General features: G+C 45.6%; 20 protein-coding genes. 7 read left to right on the top strand and 13 right to left on the bottom strand.

The genetic code is table 11. The features are described from left to right. The first annotated feature begins 6 nt into the window (after positions 1 to 6). The 3 genes from nfuA to cysQ all read left to right on the top strand — a co-directional run bounded on the left by nfuA (position 7) and on the right by cysQ (position 2,352). Positions 7 to 591, top strand: a complete 585-nt coding sequence (gene nfuA / locus OCV30_RS00560) for a Fe-S biogenesis protein NfuA (protein ID WP_009848013.1) — start codon at positions 7 to 9, stop codon at positions 589 to 591. A 345-nt stretch (positions 592 to 936) separates the two neighbouring features. Then, positions 937 to 1,488, top strand: a complete 552-nt coding sequence (gene nudE / locus OCV30_RS00555) for an ADP compounds hydrolase NudE (protein WP_009848014.1) — start codon at positions 937 to 939, stop codon at positions 1,486 to 1,488. A 36-nt stretch (positions 1,489 to 1,524) separates the two neighbouring features. After that, complete coding sequence (cysQ, locus tag OCV30_RS00550; protein ID WP_009848015.1) at positions 1,525 to 2,352, top strand: 3'(2'),5'-bisphosphate nucleotidase CysQ; 828 nt, start codon at positions 1,525 to 1,527, stop codon at positions 2,350 to 2,352. A 121-nt stretch (positions 2,353 to 2,473) separates the two neighbouring features. Here cysQ and OCV30_RS00545 read toward each other — a convergent pair whose 3' ends face one another. The 12 genes from OCV30_RS00545 to gspC form a co-directional block, all read right to left on the bottom strand. Next, positions 2,474 to 3,253: a type II secretion system protein N gene (locus OCV30_RS00545; protein WP_065679090.1), complete on the bottom strand. Its 780-nt coding sequence runs from the start codon at positions 3,251 to 3,253 to the stop codon at positions 2,474 to 2,476. Between the two features lie 7 nt (positions 3,254 to 3,260). After that, a complete protein-coding gene (locus OCV30_RS00540; protein ID WP_065679091.1) occupies positions 3,261 to 3,743 on the bottom strand; it encodes a type II secretion system protein M in 483 nt (160 codons plus the stop codon). Positions 3,744 to 3,762: 19 nt separating this feature from the next. Further along, positions 3,763 to 5,010 (bottom strand): type II secretion system protein GspL, encoded by a 1,248-nt coding sequence (gspL, locus tag OCV30_RS00535; RefSeq protein ID WP_065679092.1) that lies wholly within the window; start codon positions 5,008 to 5,010, stop codon positions 3,763 to 3,765. Further along, a complete protein-coding gene (gene gspK, locus OCV30_RS00530) occupies positions 4,979 to 6,028 on the bottom strand; it encodes a type II secretion system minor pseudopilin GspK (RefSeq protein ID WP_065679093.1) in 1,050 nt (349 codons plus the stop codon). Before gspK ends, gspL begins: the two co-directional genes overlap by 32 nt. Further along, positions 6,012 to 6,797: a type II secretion system minor pseudopilin GspJ gene (gene gspJ / locus OCV30_RS00525; RefSeq protein WP_065679094.1), complete on the bottom strand. Its 786-nt coding sequence runs from the start codon at positions 6,795 to 6,797 to the stop codon at positions 6,012 to 6,014. Before gspJ ends, gspK begins: the two co-directional genes overlap by 17 nt. After that, positions 6,784 to 7,200 (bottom strand): type II secretion system minor pseudopilin GspI, encoded by a 417-nt coding sequence (gene gspI / locus OCV30_RS00520; protein ID WP_065679095.1) that lies wholly within the window; start codon positions 7,198 to 7,200, stop codon positions 6,784 to 6,786. Before gspI ends, gspJ begins: the two co-directional genes overlap by 14 nt. Further along, positions 7,187 to 7,780 carry a type II secretion system minor pseudopilin GspH gene (gspH, locus tag OCV30_RS00515; protein ID WP_009848022.1) on the bottom strand — a complete coding sequence of 198 codons (594 nt, stop codon included), beginning with the start codon at positions 7,778 to 7,780 and terminating at the stop codon, positions 7,187 to 7,189. The genes gspI and gspH overlap by 14 nt, the downstream gene beginning before the upstream one ends. A gap of 78 nt (positions 7,781 to 7,858) precedes the next feature. Next, on the bottom strand, positions 7,859 to 8,302 hold the full coding sequence (gene gspG / locus OCV30_RS00510; RefSeq protein WP_009848023.1) for a type II secretion system major pseudopilin GspG: 444 nt from the start codon (positions 8,300 to 8,302) through the stop codon (positions 7,859 to 7,861). An 88-nt stretch (positions 8,303 to 8,390) separates the two neighbouring features. Continuing rightward, positions 8,391 to 9,611 (bottom strand): type II secretion system inner membrane protein GspF, encoded by a 1,221-nt coding sequence (gene gspF, locus OCV30_RS00505; protein WP_065679096.1) that lies wholly within the window; start codon positions 9,609 to 9,611, stop codon positions 8,391 to 8,393. A 1-nt stretch (position 9,612) separates the two neighbouring features. After that, positions 9,613 to 11,115, bottom strand: coding sequence for a type II secretion system ATPase GspE (gene gspE / locus OCV30_RS00500; RefSeq protein WP_009848025.1), 1,503 nt, complete (start codon positions 11,113 to 11,115; stop codon positions 9,613 to 9,615). Next, entirely contained in the window at positions 11,115 to 13,139 is a 2,025-nt protein-coding gene (gspD, locus tag OCV30_RS00495) for a type II secretion system secretin GspD (RefSeq protein WP_065679097.1), read from the bottom strand. The genes gspE and gspD overlap by 1 nt, the downstream gene beginning before the upstream one ends. Positions 13,140 to 13,180: 41 nt before the next feature. Next, positions 13,181 to 14,104, bottom strand: a complete 924-nt coding sequence (gene gspC / locus OCV30_RS00490) for a type II secretion system protein GspC (protein WP_065679098.1) — start codon at positions 14,102 to 14,104, stop codon at positions 13,181 to 13,183. A 279-nt stretch (positions 14,105 to 14,383) separates the two neighbouring features. Between gspC and hslR the strand changes: the two genes are divergently transcribed. The 3 genes from hslR to pckA all read left to right on the top strand — a co-directional run bounded on the left by hslR (position 14,384) and on the right by pckA (position 17,645). Then, entirely contained in the window at positions 14,384 to 14,770 is a 387-nt protein-coding gene (gene hslR / locus OCV30_RS00485) for a ribosome-associated heat shock protein Hsp15 (RefSeq protein WP_012603005.1), read from the top strand. Positions 14,771 to 14,788: 18 nt separating this feature from the next. Next, positions 14,789 to 15,682 carry an Hsp33 family molecular chaperone HslO gene (gene hslO, locus OCV30_RS00480; RefSeq protein WP_009848029.1) on the top strand — a complete coding sequence of 298 codons (894 nt, stop codon included), beginning with the start codon at positions 14,789 to 14,791 and terminating at the stop codon, positions 15,680 to 15,682. A 337-nt stretch (positions 15,683 to 16,019) separates the two neighbouring features. Continuing rightward, entirely contained in the window at positions 16,020 to 17,645 is a 1,626-nt protein-coding gene (gene pckA / locus OCV30_RS00475; RefSeq protein WP_065679099.1) for a phosphoenolpyruvate carboxykinase (ATP), read from the top strand. Positions 17,646 to 17,734: 89 nt separating this feature from the next. On the opposite strand, the gene OCV30_RS00470 is transcribed toward pckA, so the two are convergent. Then, the gene (locus tag OCV30_RS00470) at positions 17,735 to 19,072 is read right to left on the bottom strand and encodes an IS4 family transposase (RefSeq protein ID WP_065680110.1); all 1,338 of its coding nucleotides are present in this window, start codon (positions 19,070 to 19,072) and stop codon (positions 17,735 to 17,737) included. Between the two features lie 181 nt (positions 19,073 to 19,253). Between OCV30_RS00470 and OCV30_RS00465 the strand changes: the two genes are divergently transcribed. Next, positions 19,254 to 21,224 (top strand): AsmA family protein, encoded by a 1,971-nt coding sequence (locus OCV30_RS00465; protein ID WP_065679645.1) that lies wholly within the window; start codon positions 19,254 to 19,256, stop codon positions 21,222 to 21,224. Positions 21,225 to 21,256: the final 32 nt, after the last annotated feature.

Here is a 21,256-nt window from a genome sequence, read left to right as displayed (position 1 = left end):
TTCGTCGTGTCAAATATTACTATTACAGAAACAGCTCAAACTCACTTTGCCAATCTGCTGTCACAGCAGCCTGAAGGTACAAACATTCGTGTGTTCGTGGTAAACCCAGGCACACAAAACGCTGAGTGTGGTGTTTCTTACTGCCCAACAGATGCTATCGAAGCGTCTGATACAAAACTGTCTTTCGAAGCATTCTCTGCATACGTAGATGAGTTAAGCCTGCCATTCCTAGACGAAGCTGAGATTGACTTCGTGACTGACAAAATGGGCTCTCAACTAACGCTTAAAGCACCAAACGCTAAAATGCGTAAAGTATCAGACGACGCAACTCTGATAGAGCGTGTTGAGTATGCAATCCAAACCCAAGTGAACCCACAGCTTGCTGGCCACGGCGGTCACGTTAGCCTAGTAGAGATCACTGAAGAAGGTGCTGCTATCGTTGCATTCGGCGGTGGTTGTAACGGTTGCTCAATGGTTGATGTAACGCTAAAAGAAGGCATCGAGAAAGAACTTCTTCAACAATTCGAAGGTGAATTGACAGCAGTTCGTGATGCAACTGAACACGATCGCGGTGAGCACTCTTACTACTAATCATGTTTACTACTAGGCACTTTACAACTAAGTGCTCCTACGACTAAGCACTCATATAGTCTTAGCCAGTAGATAGTTAAAGATTCAATCAAAAGGTTGATGCGCAAGCATCAACCTTTTTTTGTGTTTAAAACAGCAGAAGCACTCCTGAACCGTATATTTCCCGTTCAATACCAACAATAGTGAGGCGTTACCATTTGCAGTAAGGTATTCAAGTGATCGCAATCGGTTCCTGCTCCAATAATTCTAGGATATGAAAGCTGGGATCTAGGAACTCACCGTCATTTCCCCTATATTAGAATGACTTTATAAGAAAGAATTCCAATGAGTTAAGGAGTGAGCGCAATGACAAAAAGGACCAAACCAGAAATTTTGGCTCAGCAAACTGTCGCTCAATCAAAACTGTTCTCGATCGAGTCTCTCGATTTACGCTTTTCAAACGGTGAAGAGCGCACTTACGAACGTATGAAGCCCAGCGGCCGAAACGCAGTCATGATGGTTCCGATTACTGAACAAGGCGATATTCTGTTAGTACGTGAATACGCTGCGGGTACAGAGCGCTATGAACTCGGCTTCCCAAAAGGTCTAATTGATCCAGGCGAACAACCAAATGAAGCCGCCGTTCGTGAACTAAAAGAAGAGATTGGCTTTGGTGCCAACAAGCTTACTCCTCTAAAAGAAGTGATCCTTGCACCCTCTTATTTCTCTAGCAAAATGACGCTGTTTATCGCAGAAGAGCTCTACCCAGAGAAACTAGAAGGTGATGAACCAGAGCCTCTAGACATCGTACGTTGGCCACTTGCTCAAGCCGAAGAACTGTTAACGCATCTCGACTTCTGTGAGGCTCGCAGTATTACCGCCCTACTATTAGCCCTTCGCGTATTAAACAATAATTAAAACAGTCAGAATCACTCGAAGAGTAAGAGAATATTTATGCCAATAACAAAAGATTTGTCTCACCTGCTGCCCTCTGTCATTGAGATTGCTCGCTCTGCTGGGCAACTGATCTTAGAGATCTACGAGAAAAAAGATTACGAAGAGTTTACCAAGAGTGATGATACGCCCGTCACTAGTGCTGATCTCGCCGCTCATAAACTGATCTCGAAAAAACTTAGCGAACTGACACCTGATATTCCGGTGTTATCGGAAGAAGCCGCTGATATCAGCCTAGAGCAACGTTCTCAATGGGATCGCTACTGGTTGGTTGACCCGCTGGACGGTACACAGGAGTTCATCGCACGAAGTGGCGATTTCGCGACAATCATTGCCCTAATCGAACACAACAAGCCGGTAATGGGCGTCGTGTACGCACCGGTTTCAGGTGTGAGCTATTACGCTTACAGTGGTAAAGGCGCTTGGAAAATTCCAGACCTTAATGACAGCGTTAAAATCAAAACGCACCGTCACGAGCTACCAAACCAATCGATCGCGATGGCAATCAGCCGTCGCCAAGACATCAATCGAATCACTAACCGTATGAGCTCTGCTTGGAACTACGACTTAGTTCCTCTTGGCTCTGCTGCGCTTAAGGCATGTTTAGTCGCAGAAGGAGCTGTCGATTGTTATCTACGTATTGGACCAACCGGAGAGTGGGATACCGCAGCAACCCAGTGCATTGTTGAAGAAGCTGGCGGACGTATCTTAAGTACCCAGTTAGAGCCGCTTTCGTACAATGAAAGAGAGACGCTTGAGAACCCGAACTTCATTGTACTTGGTGATGCTGACTTACCGTGGGCAGAAATCTTGCAAGGTAAAGACTAGGCTTACTTGCTCTCTTTAACCGTCAGATATCCTCTAGATTCTCAGAACAAATAAAACGGGCACCTCACTGAGGTGCCCGTTTTATTTATATTTCGTCGTTTAGTAACCCTTAGCTATTTAGCTAAAAACGGCCTTGATAAGTAAATTGGTATTTACCTTGGCTATCAGGGTTGTCCAACCACTTAAGCTGACTCTGCATCGCAGGTGGGAATTCAGCGCCCGGTTTAAACCATGCGGCCGAGGTGTAGCTTTGATTTGGCGTTACGCTCGCAGAAAACTCACTATCAACTTGAGCACTCTTCTGATTACCTTTCGCTGAAACAGTGCTGTTTTCACAACTGATGTCAGCAATCACAGGGCCAAAATCTAACGAGCCAACCGGAGAATCAACCGCAGCGCCAGACCAAGCAAGCGTACCTTCACCCGATTGGCACCAAGGTTGAGCATGAACCGCATGTTTGATAGTCAGTTCAACTTGTCCTGCAATAGACACTGGCACAGGTATCGCTGGCGCATACTTCATCACGTTACTAGCTGGCATTGATGCCACTAAGTTTTCCGCGTAAGCACCGCTCATGCTATACCCGACAAGCCCTTTACCAGATAAGTTCATGTCGCTGTTACGTCCAAAGCGAACCGCAAGTTCTGCTTTGGCTTGGAATAGCTTAGAGAACTGGAAGTCCCACTGCACTGAGCCGTAATTGACACGCTGCCACGCAATATTGTTAGCGCGACCTTGCCAAACCGTGCCCTCAACACCTTCAATGCTTAAACCTCGTACAACGGGCGCATGTTTGAGAACAAAAGAAGCCGGCAAGTGCAGCAACAAACTTACCGAGAAAAAAACGATAAAGATGCTGCTAAATAACAAACCATACTTAAAAGATAAACCGCGTTTCACATTAACCTCATTTAAACTGTAGTCGGTTGACGTCAATAACCCCAAGGCTATCAGAGCGATCAATATCCATAAACTCAACCTCAACACCCTGCTTTTCTTTCAGGTATGTCAGCCAATCAACAAATTGATTAAATGGCAAAGGTTTAATCCACACTTGCAGCATCTCGCCACGTGGTTGCACTCGTATCAATTCGATCTTGAAGCGACGCATAGATGCAGGCACGGATTGATTCAGAGGCTGACTAGCACTAATGCCACCATTGCCTCTTAGTTCAACCACCTCATTGGCTTTATTGGTAACCCAAGCCAGTAGTTGCTTTTCACTTTGAATGCGACTCTGTGCCAGTTCAGCTCGCTGACTGAGGGGCTGTATTAGCCCCCAATAAACGATACCTACTACCAATAAAATTGAGCAACCAACGACTAATCGTTGCTCTCTTTGACTTATTGAAGTCCACCACGCTTGGAGTGGTTCAATTATATTTCTCATCACTGATCTCCTTGCGCAGTTACTGACGGGGTTTAAGGGTAAAACTGCCAAATACGGCATCGCCATTACGGTTCAATGGCCCTTGTTCAACGGAAAACTTCTCTTCAAGTTTTACTTTAGCCGTCTCAAAATGTTGAAAATCAGCGCTTTTAGCTTGTAATCGAACTTCAGAACGATTGCCATCATAGCGAATGCTTTCGACTTCGATCGATTTCACTTGTCCTAACGTTTCAGGCAGCAATGCTAACCAACCAAGTAAGGAGTCACCATCGTCTGAGCCACCGTACTTCTTAGCTTCATCATTCATCTGACGCTTAAGGTAGCTTACTGTCGGAATTCGTTGTTTACCTGGCAGAACGGCTCTAAAGATACGCTCACTCTCCATGCGATAGGCTTGTGCTTGTGCTTCGTATTGCTGCACCTTCAACACTTGTTGAGTCACAATCACGGCCACCAGCAAGCAAGCAGCAATCGCCACCTTCTGCCATACACGCCAATATTTACTGAAAGAAGATTTGGTTTTAAAGGTGCCCGTCAGTAAATTTACGCCGCTTGTGATCGCTTGTTGGCTCAATAAGGACATCACCAATTCCGCAGGCTTTGCTTGCCATTCCATACCGCTTTGCTGCTGTACATCATCGCTCGGCATTGTGGTATAGCTGAAGATAGTCGTAGGTTGCTCTTCGTCGTCAGCTACAACCCAATCACTTTGCAAAAACATCGCCAACCATGCTTCGCTGATTGATACGGCTTGATAGTTACCTTGACGTTGAGAGTGACCTTGGCGCAATAGCCAATGCTGGTCGATTTGCAATGCACTGATGCCTTGTTCTTCAACAGGCACGGCTAGTGTATCTGGCAGCACCTTACGGAAAATAATATTGGCTTTGCGAAACTGGTCTAAAGCTTGTTTTAACCATTCGCGATCTACACCACACACAGTAGCGTGCGTTGCATCTTTATCTAAAATGGTTAGATGTAAGTCTTCGATATCTTGTGCCACTTCGTCTTCTAACAAAAATGGCAGCATAGAGTCGAACTGGCGAGCAGCACCTTTCGGAATTTCAACACGCTTAATTAAGCACTCATTTCCCGGCAATAAAGCGATACAGCTACGCTTTTCAGCGTAAGGCGTTAACTCATCAAGCTGATCCCAGCTAGACAGCTCACCACTTGCTATCACTTCTTGTTGGCTTGTCGACCAAACCAACCACTGCACTGGGCTTTGTGGCTCGCTACTCAGTCGAACGGTCAGAAACTCGCTCACGGATTCCTCCAAAACGACGGCGTACTACCGTCACTGTTTCTCTATTACTACTATAGAAAAGCGTTCGTATACGTACACGAGACTGCTCAACTAATACCTCTGCATCTAGCTCAAAATAGGCGCTATCTACAGTTAAATATGCTTTCGCTTGTTTGCTGACTTCAGCACTCACACCAACAATAGCAGGCTCAGCCATAAACGCATCCACCGAATCCCAGCCATCAAATGGGCGCTTGTCTATCAGCTGTTTGGCGTCCGATTCACTTAGACCGGGTGCAAACATTGCTTCCAGTAAAGATGCCTGCTTTTCCGAGATGGTATTCACGTTTAATCGGAAATCATCAGTGGGCAAAGCACAAATAAATGGATGTACCTTTTCCATTGCTTCACCAGAGACCTGATAAACGGCTCGCAGCTCCGATTCATCCGCTATTAAGCCATTCGCCGCCAAATAAGCTGGCTTCATCGCCTCATAAGTGCTGTCTTCTACCCCCGCAGAAGAGGTGGCTCGAGTATCAGAGTCCAGAAATTCCCAACTTGAATTTGCGATAACCTCAGCCTGATAAGGCTCCACATCTTGGTTTTCCAGTAAGGTTTGCCAAACCTTCACTAAATAAGGGGGTTGGTTACTTGATGTCGTCGTAATCCCAGCGAGCGCATTAAGATTGAAACAAGCCTGCGCATCAACGATACGCCCTTTAACTTGGCCATAATCCAATGGGTATACCTGCTCCTCTAACGCCCATGGCTGGCTTAAGTTCACCGTATCACTATCTTTATAACTTTGCCTAATACCGTCTTGGACAAGTGCTTCTACACCAATGCTATACCAGTAAGCCTGTTGGTAATTCAGTTGATTGCCAACGCGTTTGAATTGCGTAAACAGACGCTCCGACATACTGCCAGCTATGGTTGCCATGATCGCCAAAAGCATCAGAATAATGATCAGCGCGACACCACGCTGTTTACGCCCCACAGCAGACCTTGTCAGTGCAGGCTTATTAGTTTGATGAATCATTATTCCCCTCATTACTGCCTGAAGAGTCACTGTTTGAAGAATCATCGACCTGATCTAAGGCGCCACTTGGTGTGAGATAAACACGTTCTATCTCACCGTAATCTTTCAGTGTCAGCTTAAGTCTCACCGCTTTAGGCAGTGATTTATCGGTTTGCCACTCTTTGCCCCAGCGGCTTCCGTCATAAAACTCGAACTCCAGGTTCTCAACATCATCAAGCAGAGGAGTAATCACACCTTGTTGGCCGGCAGGTGTATCGGGGTAACGCCACCATACACGCTCAAGCGTTTCCTCTTTTATGCGGTAGCCTACTTTGGTGACTTCTCCGCGAGGGAACTGCTGCTGTGGGTTGTGCCAACCAAGGCGAGTAAACATGATGCCAACACTGTCGGAATCCAGTAAATACTCTTTCATTAGGATCAGCTTAGATGATGCTTCTTCACCATTGGTACGAAATTGTCGTACCGCCATCTGGCGAAAATCATTATCTAAAATGACTAAACTGCGTTGCAGTTGATTTAAACGAGCACTACGCTCAATAGAGAGTTCGTTGCTTCGTTGGACCTGATTTACCACCTGATAAGCCGCCATGCTTAACGTGGAAAAAATGGCAATCGAGACCAAAACTTCGATTAAAGTAAAGCCTCTCCCTTTTGAAGATATACCTTGTTTACGTGGCGTATGCTTATTTGCCGACATGCTTTTACTTAGCGACTTGCTCTTCGCTAACGACACGATTTTACTTAACCACACGCTTTTAGTTGACCACATAACTGCGCACCGTGACCACTGGAGAAGCTTTCTTACTGGTTGCTGCACTCACATCAAACGCCTTTAATAAATTATCGCTGGTATCGATGGGAGTCACCTTCCAGAACCACTCTCTTCCCGCTAACTCTTGCGTGCCCTGCGCTTTTTTAAGCTTCTCAGGATGCAGCATGACTAAGGCCATCTGGTTATCAACAACCATCGCCGCGAAGGTTTTTTCTTCTAGATAACTAAGGGTATTAATGTGTTGGGTGACAGCACGAATCACACTGATCGCCGCCGTAGCGAAGATAGCGAGCGCAACTAATACTTCAAGCAGTGTCATTCCTCGAGAACTAAGAGTCATTCCTCGAGAACCAAGAGGCATACCACGAGAACGATAAGGAGAACGGTTATTCCTCTTCATCTTCTTCTCCCGGCTCTAGCAGTCGAATCACACCATTATCCAACACCCGAATACGCCAACCATCTTGTATGGTGTCTCCGGTATTTGGATAAAACGATAATACAAATGGCGTCATTTCAGCACTCGACAAGATGTATATCTGAGGTGGCTTGGGCTTTTTTTCCTCTTCAAGATCCGCAAACATATCTTCATCAAACAAGCTTCCGGGATTGAACAAACGATCATCGTCTTCCCATGCGCCACCACCTAAAGTCAGTGACAACGCGAGTTCTTCCGGTAATTCAGTTGAAGAGGGGATTTTTTCAAATTCGACTTCTTGCCAACCTTCTGACTTAAGCGCCATCAGAACGTAAGTCGATTTTTTTTCATCGACACGAACGCCAAAATCCAAGCCACTCAAAATAGCCTCTTCATTGAGTAATTGAACTCGTTGATAGAAGCTTTGAGCATATTTTTTAGCGACATCTTTGCTATTGGTCGGAATGGTCGCGATCACCGCGACCGCCGTTACTGACAGTAATACCAACACCAAAAGAATCTCAATCAAGGTGAAACCTGGCTGTGTTTGCTTAGTTTTCACCTTGTAGACTCCATCTGTTTACGTCCTACCATCAATAACGTATCAAGCTCAATAACCTATAAAACAATAAGCCGAAGCTTATTGGAAATCTTGCATGTTCCAGTTACCGATATCCGCAGCGATACCTTCACCACCTTCTTGGCCATCAGCACCAAGCGTAAAGATATCGATAGTACCGTTATCACCTGGGCTTAGGTATTGGTACTCATTGCCCCATGGGTCGTTAGGCAGACGCTTAATGTAGCCACCGTCACGGTAGTTACGAGGCTCTGGACTGCTTGGCTTAGAAACCAATCCATCAAGGCCTTGATCCGTTGTTGGGTAAACACTGTTATCCAGTTTGTACATATCTAGCGCGTTCTCTAGCGCCACGATATCCGTGATGGCTTTCTGTTGATCCGCCTTCTCTTTGTTACCCAAAAGGTTAGGAACAACAAAGCTAGCTAAAACACCAAGAATAACCACAACAACCATCACTTCCAATAGAGTAAAGCCTGACTGTTTTTTCATTTTATTTTTCATTATTTTCTCCAAATTACAGATAGCGAGTTGAAGGTAATAATGCCCTTCTTCTCGATAATCCAAAAACTAACGCCTGATGAGCAGTACGTTATCCACTCATTAAATTGTTCATTTCAAGCATCGGCATCAGCGTCGCCATCACGATAAACAGCACCAAACCGGCCATCAACGCGATAAGCGCTGGGGTGAAAATGCCTAACGCGATATTGACCGTCGACTCAAAGCTTTGATCTTGGTTGTCTGCCGCTCTTGTCAGCATCTGTTCCAACTGACCACTCTGCTCACCACTGGCGATCATATGCAGCATCATCGGTGGAAAGAGTTTGGTTTGATCCAACGCTTTACGTAAGCTTGCGCCTTCTCTAACACTGTCTGAAGCCTGTAATACTTGCTGTTTCACATGTTGATTCGACATCACATCAACCGCGACCTTCATCCCTTCAAGGATTGGAATCGCACTCGAGGTACAAATTGAGAGTGTTCGTGCAAAACGAGAGGTATTGATCCCTTTCGCAATCTTGCCGATCAGCGGAATACTCAATAGTTTGCGATCCCAGCTCATGCGAATACCCGGCTTTTTGAGCGCGCTCTTAATCAACACAATCACACCAATGATCAACAACAGTAATTGGATGCCCCAATTCTGGATAAATTCACTCGAGGCTAATAAAAATTGTGTCGACTGAGGAAGCTCTTGGCCCATTTGGATAATAGGCTCGACGATCTTAGGTACCACGGTTGCCAACAGGAACGAAACAATCGTCACCGCAAACACCACCAGCACCACAGGGTAGATCATCGCTTGTAGCAGCTTAGAGCGCATCTTCTGACGATTTTCTGCATAATCGGCCAGTCGCTCCAATACCGCATCTAAGTGACCAGACTTCTCACCCGCCGCAACCATGGCCCTAAACAGCTCATCGAAGATATGCGGGTAATCAGACAGGCTATCGGCTAATGAGTAGCCTTCGGTAACCTTAGAGCGAACCGCCAATAGCATAGTTCGAATACGTGGCTTTTCAGACTGCTCAGCTACCGCTTTCAAGCACTCTTCTAGCGGCATGCCTGATTGAACGAGCGTGGATATTTGACGAGTAATCAACGCAAGATCTGGCGTACTGATACCACGCTTAAAGTTGGTCGAAGGCTGAGTACCTTTCGCATTTTTCGCCTTAGCTTCGGTCATCTCAACCGGCATTAAACCTTGTTCTTTTAAACGTTGGCGAGCCTGACGAGCATTATCCGCTTCAATCGAACCCTTTTTGCTCTTACCTTTGGTATCCAGCGCTTTGTATTCAAATGCCGCCATACTAGACTTCCTTAGTCACTCGCATCACTTCTTCTAAGGACGTTACCCCTTTCAGAACTTTGCTCAAGCCATCATCTCGAATACTTGGGGTTGTGCCACGAATCGCTTTCTCAATCGCCTGCTCACCAGCTTCACTGTGAATCAGCTCTTGTACCGAATCGTCAATCATCAGTAGCTCATGAATACCGGTACGACCTCGATAGCCTTTATGGCCACACTCTTCACAACCTTTTGCATGGTAAAGTGTGAGGCTCTCTTTCTTCTTCATACCAAACAGCTTTTTCTGTTCTTTATCGGCTTCGTAAGGTTCTTTACAGTCGTTACACAGAGTACGAACCAAGCGCTGAGCCAAAACACCCAGCAGAGAAGAAGAGATCAAGAAAGGTTCAATGCCCATATCACGCAGACGCGTGATCGCACCGATTGCCGTATTGGTGTGAAGAGTCGACATGACTAAGTGACCCGTCAAAGAGGCTTGAACAGCGATCTCAGCAGTCTCTAAATCACGGATCTCACCAATCATTACCACATCCGGGTCTTGACGAAGAATCGCACGTAAGCCGCGCGCAAAGGTCATATCAACCTTAGGGTTTACCTGTGTTTGACCAATACCATCAATATCAAATTCGATTGGATCTTCAACGGTAAGGATGTTGCGTTCGTTACTGTTGAGTTCTTGCAGGCCAGCGTACAAGGTCGTTGATTTACCCGAACCCGTAGGACCGGTAACCAAGATAATACCGTGTGGGCGCTGAATAAGTTTACGAAAGTTCTCGTGGTTCTCTGCCGTCATACCCAAACTGTGTAGATCTAGGCGAGTGGCGTTTTTGTCCAACAGACGCATTACTACACGTTCACCGTGTGAAGAAGGCATGGTAGATACACGCACATCAACCGCTCGGCCACCGATACGTAGAGAAATACGACCGTCTTGTGGCACGCGTTTTTCCGCAATATCCAGCTTAGCCATAACCTTGACACGCGAAACCAACAGCGGAGCCAACTTACGGCTTGGTGCTAATACATCGCGCAGCACACCATCAATACGGAAACGGATCGACAGTGACTTTTCGAAGGTTTCGATATGAATATCCGAAGCGCCTTCTTTAATCGCCTCACCCAACATCGCATTAATTAACTTGATGATCGGTGCGTCGTCTTCTGATTCAAGCAAATCTTCGTCTTGTGGCAGCTCTTCCGCTAACGAGAAGAAGTCATCGTTGTCGGCACCAATGTCTTCCATTAGCTGACGAGCTTCCGACGAGTCACGCTGATAAGCATCGGTCAGTTTTTTATCAAATTCGTCTGCGCTTATCGCTTGTGGTGTGAAGCCATTTTTCACAACACGGCTCACTTCAATGATCGCCGCCGATTTCAGAGGTTCAACATAATAAAGTACCGGCGCGCGCTCCGGGTGCTGATACTCCAAAACCATCTTGTAGCGATTCGCAAAGCTAAACGGCAAGCGCTGATAAGTACGTGCCGCCCCTACCAATTCAGCCATTATTCTGTTTCCATTTGATCGATGAAGGCTTGGATTTCAGCAGGATGATTCATACTATCGCCAAACTTAGGGAGTACTGGAATATTATCGTTATCCATCAGTTTCAAGCCTTGCTCAGCCTTGTACAGTTGCTCAGCACGAATAAAGTTGTATTTACGCTGCGTGATACCATCTGCTGTCATGCCATCACGGATGATGGTTGGCTTGATAAATACCATTAAATTCTTTTTCTCAACCTGAGTACTGGTTGATTTGAACAGGTGTCCAAGCACTGGAATATCACCCAAGAACGGTACCTTAGATTCACTCTCTAGTGCGCGCTCGTCAATCAAGCCACCCAACACCAGCATTTGACCGTCTTGAACAATCACTGACGTATTTAGCTGACGCTTTGCAAAACGCACATCAACCGCACCATTCGCACCCAATACGTTCGACACTTCTTGTTCTATTTTTAGCTGAACCGAGTCACCTTCATTAATTTGTGGTACCACTTTAAGCTTGATGCCCACTTCCTTACGTTCAACCGTTTGGAATGGATTATCGTTGCTTGAACCTGCTTTAGAACCAGTTAGAACGGGCACCTCTTCACCCACAATGAATGAAGCCTCGCCGTTGTCCATCACAGTGATACTTGGAGAAGACAGAATGTTTGAGTTTGAATCGGTTGCTACCGCACTGATCAACGCTGTCCAGTCACCCATGACCACACTCATTGCTGCACCATTAACGCCAGAAAGAGCAGATGCTAACGTTGAATAGTCACCCTTTTCCGTCTCTTTCACCGTATAGGGTTTCGATCCATCACTTGGAGTTACAACTCGATCAACCGTTTTATCTTTTGCTTCTTCTAGACCCACCATCACACCGCCAATCGATGCACCAGTATTGCTGTACTGAATCATGGCACCCGTTTCTAGGTTGCCCCACTGCACACCTAGGTTAACGCCATCACCTTCTGCCATTTCAACAATTAAGGCTTCAATCAACACTTGAGCACGACGGATATCGAGTTGAGCGATCACGTCTTGCAGCGCGTTCATGATGTCTGGCTGTGCGGTAATCACCAACGAGTTAGTATCACTATGAGCTGAAATCATCATTTGGTTGCGCTGCGATGAACTGCCTTTGGTTGATGTTTGTTTCTCTGATTGCAGGTTGTCAGACACGCCTTTCAGCACATCGACTAAGTCTTCCGCTTTTGCGTATTTAAGGTAGATAACTTGGTTGTTACCCTTAGTCGCCATTTCAACATCAAGCTGTTCAATCAACTTTCTTAAACGACTGCGTACTTTAGGGTCGCCTGAGATAAGAATTGCATTGGTACGCTCATCGGCAACTAATTTAGGCTGCAGGAAGGCAGGGGTGTTTTTAGCATCTGTGGTTTTACTTAGTGCATCGACTATACGCACCATCTCCGCGGCGGAAGCATTCTTTAGTTCAACGACCTCAATCTCTTTATCACCCGCTTGGTCTACACGTTTGATGATCTCGGCTAAACGATTAACAACGGCTGCACGGCCAGTAATTAGAATGATATTTGCAGGATCGTAGTGCACCACGTTGCCCGCGCCCGCGTTGTCATTCAGTTGACGAAGCAGAGGAGATAGCTCACGAACCGAGACATTACGAACCGTCACAACACGTGTCACAACGCTGTCGCCTGTGATCGAATCACGGTCGCCAACAACTGGGATTGCCGAGGTTTTAGAATCTTTCGCTTTGATGATCTTAAGAACACCCGAGTCCATTTCAACGACTGCGTAGCCGTACACTTCTAATACGTTTAAGAAGAAGCTGTAATATTGCTCTTCATTGAGTACGTCGTAGCTGCGTACATCGATTTTTCCGCGCACCGAAGGGTCGACGATGATCGTCTTCTCTAGATTACGACCAACAATATTAATAAACTCTTGAATATCAGTGCCTTTAAAGCTGGCACTAAAATCACTCGCGATGGCGGCGGGTGTGCAGATTAAGCTTCCTGCCAATAACCATGCACTTTTCTTAAACCAATGCTTCACGTACTTCTCCTACACTTTCGTCCTTCGTTAGACGCAAAGTTTTAAAATTCAATAAACACTTCATGTTGTTGACCATCTCTCTCGACGACGAGATTTAGCTCTGTCAGCTCTGAGATAGAACGGAATATGTTGCCCATAGCAGCGGGGTCTGTCAGGTCTTGCCCATTTAACTGAGTCGCGATATCTCCGTTTTGGAGCCCTACTGAGTTAAAAAGTTCTGAATCTTTGCCTGGACTCACTCGATAACCAATCACTTTATCGTCGCGCTTGACCTGGGACAGTCGAACATATTGGAAGATTTGTTGCGGATCTTTCATTATCTTCGCTTTAATTTCATCTAGCTTCTGTTCTGCTGAAACAGGGTTATTACCACGAACCGAAGAAGAAGCGCGAGGTGGCGCAGGGGCTGAGACAGCTAAACGCTTGTACTCAATACCTTCAAGCATCAAGGTTTCGTCTCGACCTGAGTTATCAATAATCACACGATCGACTAATACGGCTTTAAGCTTAGCTCTAGTGCCTTCTATCTCTTCATTAATTCCGTAGGTCGCCTGCGTACCGCGATTGGCAATCACAGCTAAGCTCCGCTTTGGATTAGAACTGGCGACTGCACCTACCAAAACTAGATTTAATCGTGTCTTTGGTGCATCTTGGATAACTTGCTGCTCAACCACAACAGGCGTGGTTGGGTTATAGGCACCAAAAAGGTTGCTCCGCTGCAAAGAAGAGATATCAAGGGTCGATTGAGGAGTAGAAGACGATGAAGCTGTTGCTTTCCAAGGCACGACGGCTTGCTCAGCAGGGTCAATAAACCATGCAAGCTGTCCTAAAATCCATGCGGAAGCTGCAATCAACATACAACACATCGCTAGGCTTAGTTTCTGCTGAAGTACAAATCCATTTTCTAATAAGCGGCTCAACACAGGAGAATTTCCTGCGCGATTCTTGAGCTCTAAAAAGTTCACTTTCCTTGCCCCTTTTCATGACGACAAATGCTGCAAATCATTAAACTTTCAGCTTTTTTATTCATTCGTTCGATACCAAGCTTATTTAAGCATAAGATCCTGAACTATATCATAGCAAATCTATAAAGCGGCATTACATGGCTATTTTGTATTATGACTTGAAAAAAATGCCAACCGCCTCCACTTTAAGCTTCTACTTAATGTAATTAAAAGCATGTTGCGCACTGTTCATTACAGTTAAACCGCATTCATTTCTCACTTAATAAGGCACAGCCCTATATGAAAACTACTAATGAAGCTGTCAGACTCGATAAATGGTTGTGGGCAGCTCGTTTTTACAAAACCCGGTCTATTGCTCGCAATATGGTCGATGGTGGCAAAGTCCACTATAATGGTCAGCGCAGCAAGCCAAGTAAAATTGTCGAACTTGGAGCAGTGATTACCCTGCGCCAAGGTAATGAAGAAAAGACGGTGACAATCGAGAAAATCTCGGCCCATCGTGGTGGAGCTCCTATAGCTCAAACCCTCTATGAAGAAACCACCGAGAGCTTGGCAAAGAGAGAAGAGTTTGCAACACAACGTAAACTGAACGCTCATAGCCCAGCACCAGAACGTCGCCCAGATAAAAAGCAACGTCGTGACATCATCAAGTTCAAGACTCAATAAGCTAGAAGGAATAGCCAAATGGCCAACCCAATGTCTACAAGTAATGTTTTAAATCGCTACCTATTTGAAGACCTATCAGTTCGTGGTGAATTGGTACAGATGGACGAAGCATACCAACAGATTATTTCTAGCAAGGAATACCCAGCGCCAGTACAAAAGCTGTTGGGTGAGCTACTGGTTTCAACGACGCTACTAACAGCGACTCTAAAGTTTGAAGGCTCTATCACCATGCAACTGCAAGGTGATGGCCCTGTATCTCTCGCTGTTATCAATGGCGATAACGATCAGAAGATCCGTGGCGTTGCTCGCTTTGATGGTGACATTGCCGACGACGCTGGCCTGCACGATCTAATAGGTAAAGGTCACCTAGTGATCACTATCGATCCTAAGAAAGGTGAGCGTTACCAAGGTATCGTTGGTCTTGAAGGTGACACTTTAGCTGAAGTCCTTGAAGGTTACTTCGCAAACTCTGAACAGCTAAAGACACGTCTATGGTTGCGCACGGGCGAGCATGAAGGTAAAGCACACGCTGCTGGTATGTTGCTACAAGTGATGCCAGACGGCACAGGTACGCCAGACGACTTCGAGCACCTAGAGCAGCTAACTGACACAGTTAAAAATGAAGAGCTATTCACTCTAGAAGCAAACGAACTGCTTTACCGTTTGTACAACCAAGAGAAAGTACAACTGTTCACACCACAACCGGTTGAATTCTTCTGTGGTTGTTCACGTGACCGAAGCGGTGCCGCTATCATTACTGTCGCTCAAGAAGAGATCTACGACATTCTTAGCACTGAAGGCAGCGTTGCTCTTCACTGCGATTACTGTGGCACAAACTACTCGTTCGACAAGAATGATGTTGATGCTCTGTATGCAGAAGCGGCAGATAAAGGCAGCAATACGGTTCATTAATTTACGGCGTACCAAAAACACGTAATTTACCCCAAAAAGGTCAGCGCAACGCTGGCCTTTTTTGTGATCAAAATAGCGCAAACTCCGTAACATCTCGTAATAAAATCACCTCTTAATTTTAATCAATTAATAATGTTCTCTCCTCTAGCGCAAAGGTTTGCGTACAGGATAGACTAGTCAGGCCAATATGTGATGAGGCGCTTAAAACCCCATGGTTAATATGGATATTTTTTGAGCTATATCCCTGTTTCCCCCGAGCCTCGTTGCTAGCATGGTGAGCAGATAACAATAAAAAATTAATACAAAATCCCTACAAAATATCCTACAAGGAGCACCTATGACCGTTATGGAACATACTAAGGCTGCACAAATTGATCTAACTAAGCACGGACTGACTGGCGTTACTGAAGTTCTTCGTAATCCTAGCTACGAGCAGTTATTCGTTGAAGAGACACTGCCAGGTTTGGAAGGCTACGAAAAAGGCGTAGTAACGGAACTAGGCTCTGTTGCGGTTGACACTGGTATCTTTACTGGCCGCTCACCAAAAGATAAGTACATTGTTAAAGATGACACCACGCGCGATACCATGTGGTGGTCAGATCAAGGCAAAAATGACAACAAACCGATTACAACTGAAGTATGGAGTGAGCTTAAAGAGCTTGTGACAACTCAGCTATCTGGCAAGCGCCTGTTTGTCATTGACGGCTACTGTGGTGCTAACCCTGATACGCGCTTAAGTGTACGTATTATCACTGAAGTAGCATGGCAAGCGCACTTCGTTAAGAACATGTTCATTCGTCCAACAGACGAAGAGCTAGCAACGTTCGAACCTGATTTCGTGGTAATGAACGGTGCTAAAACAACTAACCCTAACTGGGAAAAGCAGGGTCTCAACTCTGAAAACTTCGTTGCTTTCAACCTAACAGAACGCGTTCAAATCATCGGTGGTACTTGGTACGGCGGTGAGATGAAGAAAGGCATGTTCGCAATGATGAACTACCTACTTCCTCTGCAAGGCATTGCTTCAATGCACTGTAGTGCTAACGTCGGTGAAGAAGGCGATGTGGCGATTTTCTTCGGTCTATCAGGCACAGGTAAAACAACCCTTTCAACCGACCCTAAACGTGAGCTAATCGGTGATGATGAGCACGGTTGGGATGACGATGGTATCTTCAATTTCGAAGGTGGTTGTTACGCCAAGACCATTCGCCTATCTAAAGAAGCAGAACCTGAAATCTACAATGCAATCCGTCGCGATGCGCTACTAGAAAACGTAACGGTTCGTGGCGATGGTTCTATCGATTTTGATGACGGCTCAAAAACCGAGAACACTCGTGTTTCTTACCCGATTCACCATATCGACAACATCGTTAAGCCAGTATCAAAAGCCGGTCACGCTCAAAAGGTTATCTTCCTGACTGCGGATGCATTTGGTGTGTTACCACCTGTTTCTAAACTGACTCCAGAACAAACGAAGTACCACTTCCTATCTGGCTTCACTGCGAAACTAGCGGGCACTGAGCGTGGTATTACTGAACCAACACCAACGTTCTCTGCGGCATTCGGTGCGGCATTCCTAACTCTTCACCCAACTCAGTACGCTGAAGTACTTGTGAAGCGTATGGAAGCGGCTGGCGCTGAAGCTTACCTAGTGAACACCGGTTGGAATGGCACTGGCAAACGTATCTCAATCCAAGATACTCGTGGCATCATCGACGCTATCCTAGATGGCTCAATCGACCAAGCTGAGACTAAGGTTATCCCTATGTTTAACCTAGAAGTACCACTAGCGTTGCACGATGTTGACCCAGCGATTCTTGACCCACGCGATACATACACTGACCCTCTGCAATGGGAAAGCAAAGCGAAAGATCTAGCAGAGCGCTTCATCAACAACTTTGATAAGTACACAGACAACGCTGAAGGTAAGTCACTGGTTGCGGCAGGCCCTCAACTGGACTAACACAACCATCTGCTCGGGCTTAGCCAAAAGCGAACGTCCAATTTAAAGTGATATTTTTGTAGCAAGCCCCTCTTTTGAGGCAACACCTATCATTTAAGGTGTTTAGATCGCACAGTGTAGCGAGTCTTACTAAAACGAACGGTCCTATCTTTGGGCCGTTTTTGTTTTTCGGGCAAAATATAACGTTTCACTCGCTCTCTCATAGCTCGCAGCTTTTTGGGAACCGAACCTGGGGAGGCGATAGCACACCACATTAGCTCATCTTGAATATCTCGAAGTGCCATCGTAAAGCTTATCCTAAGTGGTGAGACTTCAGCCTCTTTTGCTATTCGGCTAATCTCCAGGCGGATTAAGTTATACGCGATAAGGATACCCCATATCTCTTGCTCTACACCCTCTACAGATTGACTGCGGAGCAGAATTTCATCGTCAAGCATGTCATGCTTAATCTCGCCATAACTATTCTCGATTTCCCACCTTTCGAAGTACACATCTAATAATGATTTTAAACTGTATTTTCTATCTGTTAGAGAAGTCAGCAGCCCTTGTATATGATTGGGTTGTTGTTCACCATCATCGGGGTATAGAGCCAGCCTAGCTTTCCACGTTTCCGGGAGGCTCGGGTCTTGCTTTCTAGCTTGTGGAGAGACTTTCATCTCTACAATCAGATCTCGCCCATCATCATCGAGTTGCTCGATGGTTTCATATTTCACATTCGACTTTATTGGCGTCATCCAGTGACTTGTCCCATGCTCTTGTTGCCAGTTAAGCATAAGTTCTGCGCTCAAGTAGCAACGGTCAAAAATGGTCAATGAATTCGGGACTGCTGATGAAATTAAATCTTTTGCATAGCTGATTTCACCTTTAGAACTTTCCCCAAAAGCCACATCATGAATAAGTCGACTCCGTAGTGATGTGAGTGCGCACATTCGAACGATTGGATATTCAGTGTGCCTGTCTTTTCGGTAGTAAACATATTGATAATGCTCAGCTAAGCTTGGATTGTCGTGAGTTCTAAACTGTGTGCCATCGATTGAAAATAGGCTCAAACCATTCCATTTATCACCCGCATCTTCCGACTGTGTCCAGTGCTTTGCTGTGATTGAGAATAATGACTTTAAAGGCTTAGCGGTGAGGCGTTTTCTTGCCTGAGGAATTGCACTAGGTGCAATTGTTTCACCCAATGAATTAGACAATTTGAGGTCGAGTTTATCGAGTACATCAGTAATCGGTCTATCTCGATATAGACCAATACCAACGACTAACCATACAACAAGTTCGGCAGGTAACTTTCTACGGCGCATGCTCGCTTTGTTCGTTTCAGATAAAGCTTGGTTTATCCAATCTAGCGGAAGGTCTTTTTGGAACAAAGAAAGAGATTCTGGATTAGCAAAATCGTCAACATCGATTAACCAGTGTGACAGCATAAAAAAATACCCTTAAACAAAAGTGCTTAAGGGTATTGTTAACCATCTGTAGGATCGTTCAACTGATCAGGAAAATGCTTAAATGATCAGTGTTACCTCTTTTGAGGGGCTTTTTTGTTGCTGCTTGTCCCTTTTTGTTCCACTCTGTTTTGAGACGATTGAAATTTAAGGCTTTCAGGGAATGAAAAAGGTATTCATGGTGTTCGGCATTGCGTTGGCTATCGCCGTTGCAACTATCGCAGCATTGCTATTAAGCCTACAAACCCAATACCGTACGGATATTACTAACTTTTTTATCAAACATGCGATTGAACAACGTGTGCTCATTGAAGATGTTGAGTACCAGGCGCCTTATCACATCACCTTAATGGGCATTACCCAAAGCCAACCTGAAAAACAAACACCGCTGTATATCGACAAGATTGACCTTTGGTTCAGCTCCAGCTCGATTACGGAGGCCAAACTGGTCTTTGAATCCTTTTTAATCAGTGGCCTACAGTTAGAAGCCGACGACCTAGAAACGTTCACCTCTTTATTTACCCAGCCAAGCATTAAGATCCACCAGCTGGCCATCAACAATCTCGACTTTTCAACCCCAGACTTTAACGCGCGAGGCATCGATCTTCAGATCTCAGATCCAACATGGGACGACAGCAACTCACTACTACCCTATGGCAAAACCCAACTTTCTGCCTCACAGCTGTATTGGCAAGGCGAAGCGTTCGATAACCTGTTGATTGATCTAGATCTTAAACCAAGTGATAGCACCCTGTATGGCGCTTCGTTTGACTGGCGTGGTGCCAAAATTTCTGGTCAAGCAGAGCAGTATCAGCAAAATTGGTCGTTGGTGAATGTGACCGTCGATGGCTTACGACTCAATCAGAAACAGACCCAGAGCCTACTAAGCAAAGAATGGGATGTGGCAGGTATTCAGATCAATCACATCAATAGCTTAGATATTCTGCGTAGCGATGTAGAGTGGCAAGACGGCCACCTCGCAGCTTTTGATGCCTCACTAGAAAATATCCAACTGCCTTTTGAGCTGTGGAAGCAACAGAAAGCCATTTTCTCTCTGCAAGCAGAGGGAGTGACCATTGATGATGACATGTTCATAGAGCCAAGTATCAAGCTCAATTTAGATACGAACCAGATTCTGATTGAAGATTTCTATACTCAATTCCTACAAGGCACTGTTCAACTTAATGGCGAAGTAACCCCTAGCAGCATTCAATTAGCGCAGCTCGACCTGCAAGGCATAAAGTGGATTACGGAAAGCCAAGATAGCCCTCCACCCGCCATTCGCTTGATACCTTGGCTCACGCAGCTCCAGAATGTCGAAATTAGCCGAATTAACATAGAACGCAGCCAACTTATCCAACTCGCACAAAAGCCTTACTGGCAGGTCTCAGGATTACATATCGAGGGGGATCAAGTTCAACTTCTACAAGATAGAAAGCTAGGTCTGTGGCAAGGAAAGCTGATGGCCAGCGCGAATGATGCCAGCTACCAAAACATTATTAGCGCACAGCCGGTGGTTGAGATGAATAGCGAGCAAGGAAAATGGACGCTGACACGCCTGTTTATGCCACTAAAGCATGGCTATGTTGAAGCCAATGCGACACTCGATTTTAACCAAATCAGCAAGCCATGGAGCATAGATATTTCTGCCGATGGATTACCGATAGCTCCCATATTACAGCAACTTGAACTACCGCTCGACGCAACCGGTTATGGCGAGTTTGAACTTCAAGCTGCAGGTTTATACGGCGATTCATTAATGCTCGGCTATTCCACAACAGGTCAACTCACTGGTAGCGTTCGTCAAGGTGTGATGACCTTTAATGACAAGCTTTCTGAAACATCGACTGATAACGTATTTGAAATCCCAGAGCTCAATGCGAATTTTGACCGTGGACGCTTCACACTCGAACCAGCGCACATTATTGGTGCATCGGCAGCAGAGCAAGGCGAACAAAGGATTCAAACGTTAAATGGCGACATTTCTGGGGAGCTCGACTTGCTAAAGGCAGAGCAACACACTCTCTCTATTTCACTATCCGACCCATGCCACCAAATATCAGGAAAGCTCACCCAAGCTGAGTATTCCGAGATTAACGACTGCCAACAAAAAAGCGCCACTCCACAAGAGTAGCGCCTTCTATCTGTATCTTTATCTGCTAGCCA

This window comes from Vibrio atlanticus (assembly GCF_024347315.1).
GTDB classification, from domain to species: domain Bacteria; phylum Pseudomonadota; class Gammaproteobacteria; order Enterobacterales; family Vibrionaceae; genus Vibrio; species Vibrio atlanticus.
This window is presented reverse-complemented; position numbering and strand designations above follow the sequence as displayed.